Here is a 2,700-nt window from a genome sequence, read left to right as displayed (position 1 = left end):
GTAGGATTCAGTGATGTCTTGTTTTGCTCACGAGATAGACTTTAACAATCAAAAGTAATCATTCAATGCTCACTTGTGATTACTTTGATTTATGTCAATTATCCACCATTAGAATGTGGGTAATTGGGCATTGGATCACACCAAAAAACACAAAAGCCAACAAAAACAACAACTTATAAAAACTTGTGATTTAAGTCTTGTTTTACAACAGCAAGGATTTGACAATCATAAATGTGATTATTAGAATCAAAACAAATCAAAAGTAATCATCAAATTGTCACAGCGACAAATAGAGTGATAAATATGAACGAAGTGCAAAGACACAACGGCATCCTGTCGTTACTAGAAGAAATGCAGACGATTAACGTCTCTCATATTATTGATAATTTTAGTGTTTCACCGGCTACGGCTAGACGTGATATCGCAAAATTAGATGAGCTAGGCAGACTTCGAAAGGTACGAAATGGCGCCGAAAGAATAGAAAACCAAAAGAGAAAGTGGTCACCGCTCAATATCAACAGTACTGAGTTTTATGAAGAGAAAGCTCAAATAGCGCATGCCGCTGCCGAGCTTTGTCAGGCGGGTGACACCGTAGTCATAAACTGTGGTTCAACCGCTTTCCTACTGGGTCAGCAGCTATGTGGAGAAGACGTTCAGATCGTGACGAACTATTTCCCACTCGCTAGCTACCTGATCAACGAAGATCATGACGACGTGATCATCATTGGTGGCCAATACAACAAGGCACAAAACATCTTTTTAAACCCAGCACCAAACTCTTTGGGTGGCTATGCCGGGAACTGGATGTTTACGTCTGGTAAAGGGCTAACTGATGCGGGCCTCTATAAAGCCGACATGCTAACCGCCGTTGCCGAGCAACAGATGTTGGAACAAGTCGACAAGTTAGTCGTTGTGGTAGACAGCTCTAAAGTTGGACAAAGGACCGGAATGCTGTTTTGCGATGCTAAGCAAATAGACATCGTAATCACCGGTAAAGATGCCAACCCAGACGTGGTTAAAAAGATTGAAGCTCAAGGGACGCAAGTCATCTTAGTGTAAATCTAATGGGCTAACCCGCCCTCAAATAATAATAAATTTCAGCTCAGTGCCTTAGTCCAAATTAAGGCGCTCGGCTCCCTACATCCAAAATTAATCAAATTATTGAAATAAAAGGTATTATCATGAGCAATGTAAACGAAATCACTCGCGAATCTTGGATCCTAAATACATTCCCTGAGTGGGGCACATGGTTAAATGAAGAGATTGAACAAACTGTCGTTGAACCAGGCACGTTCTCTATGTGGTGGCTTGGCTGTACTGGTATCTGGTTAAAATCTGAAGAAGGTGCAAACCTATCAATGGACTTCTGGTGTGGTACTGGTAAGAAGACACAAGCGGTTCAAAAAATGAAAAACCAACACCAAATGATGCGTATGGGTGGTGTTGAAGCGCTTCAACCAAACCTACGTACTGCTATCTTCCCTCTAGACCCATTTGCGATTAAAGAAATTGATGCGGTAATGGCATCACATGACCACGGTGACCACATTGACATCAACGTTGCAGCAGCAGTTCTGCAAAACTGTGGCGATCACGTGAAATTCATTGGTCCTAAAGCGTGTGTTGATTTATGGATGAAATGGGGTGTGCCAGAAGATCGTTGTGTTATCGCTAAAGTTGGTGACGAGATTCGCATCAAAGACGTAAACATCAAGGTTCTAGACGCATTCGACCGTACAGCGCTTGTTACTCTTCCAGAAGGTACGTCTTCTATCGATAAAGACATTCTGGATGGCATGGATGATCGCGCAGTGAACTACTTGGTAGAAACAACTGGCGGCTCTGTTTATCACTCTGGTGACTCTCACTACTCGAACTACTACGCGAAGCACGGTAACGACCACAAAATCGATGTAGCACTGCTTTCTTACGGTGAAAACCCACGTGGCGTGACTGATAAAATGACGTCTTCAGATATTCTTCGTGCTGCTGAGTCTCTGAACTGTGAAGTGGTTGTTCCATTCCACCATGACATCTGGGCTAACTTCCAAAACGATCCTCGTGAAATCGAAATGCTATGGAACATGAAGAAAGAGCGTCTTCAATACAGCTTCGCACCTTTCTTCTGGCAAGTGGGTGGTAAATACACTTACCCAACAGACAAAGGTCGCATGCACTACCAGCACTTCCGTGGCTTTGCTGACATCTTCAAGAATGATCCAGAACTGCCTTACCGCGCATTCCTATAATCATTAACCTCACTCAATAAGGGAGCACTTTGCTCCCTTTTTTAATATTCAAATAAGGAAGTGGTATGTTGCTACGTGAATTCAAAGAGCACTTTGGCCGGGGAGATTTGAAAGCTGCAATTGGAGTGATTCCACCAGGAACTAATGGTTATTACCTGCTCGTAAAGAGTCATAAATCGGGAGTAAACAGTTTTCTTGAGTCTGACAGAAAGATGCAGCCGAGGGTATTTAAGAGTCAGCAAGCCTTGCTAAATGCAGCTAAGGCCATTGGCTTCCCTTATCAAGAGATTGATATTCAACATTTATAATCAACGCGTTAATCTCTCATGCAAGCCAATAAGTGATACTTACCAGCCAAATAGCCAAACATTCAGGAGATAAATGACTTAAAGAGATAAGCATTTATTAATCCACTCGATAAAAATAATTCTTACAATTAAGTCCCTTTATT

Annotated in this window: 3 protein-coding genes; all 3 read left to right on the top strand. The window is 42.1% G+C overall.

The genetic code is table 11. The annotated features are described in order from the left end of the window. The first annotated feature begins 303 nt into the window (after nucleotides 1–303). A complete protein-coding gene (gene ulaR / locus BCT81_RS02090) occupies nucleotides 304–1,059 on the top strand; it encodes an HTH-type transcriptional regulator UlaR (protein ID WP_061032088.1) in 756 nt (251 codons plus the stop codon). Between the two features lie 122 nt (nucleotides 1,060–1,181). Further along, nucleotides 1,182–2,249, top strand: coding sequence for an L-ascorbate 6-phosphate lactonase (gene ulaG, locus BCT81_RS02085; RefSeq protein ID WP_102423111.1), 1,068 nt, complete (start codon nucleotides 1,182–1,184; stop codon nucleotides 2,247–2,249). A gap of 65 nt (nucleotides 2,250–2,314) precedes the next feature. Then, on the top strand, nucleotides 2,315–2,557 hold the full coding sequence (locus BCT81_RS02080) for a hypothetical protein (RefSeq protein ID WP_102423110.1): 243 nt from the start codon (nucleotides 2,315–2,317) through the stop codon (nucleotides 2,555–2,557). Nucleotides 2,558–2,700 lie beyond the last annotated feature (143 nt).

The organism is Vibrio sp. 10N.261.52.A1, from assembly GCF_002876325.1.
In the GTDB taxonomy this organism is placed as follows: domain Bacteria; phylum Pseudomonadota; class Gammaproteobacteria; order Enterobacterales; family Vibrionaceae; genus Vibrio; species Vibrio chagasii.
Note: the sequence above shows the minus strand (reverse complement) of the source record. Positions and strands in the feature narration are given on the sequence as shown.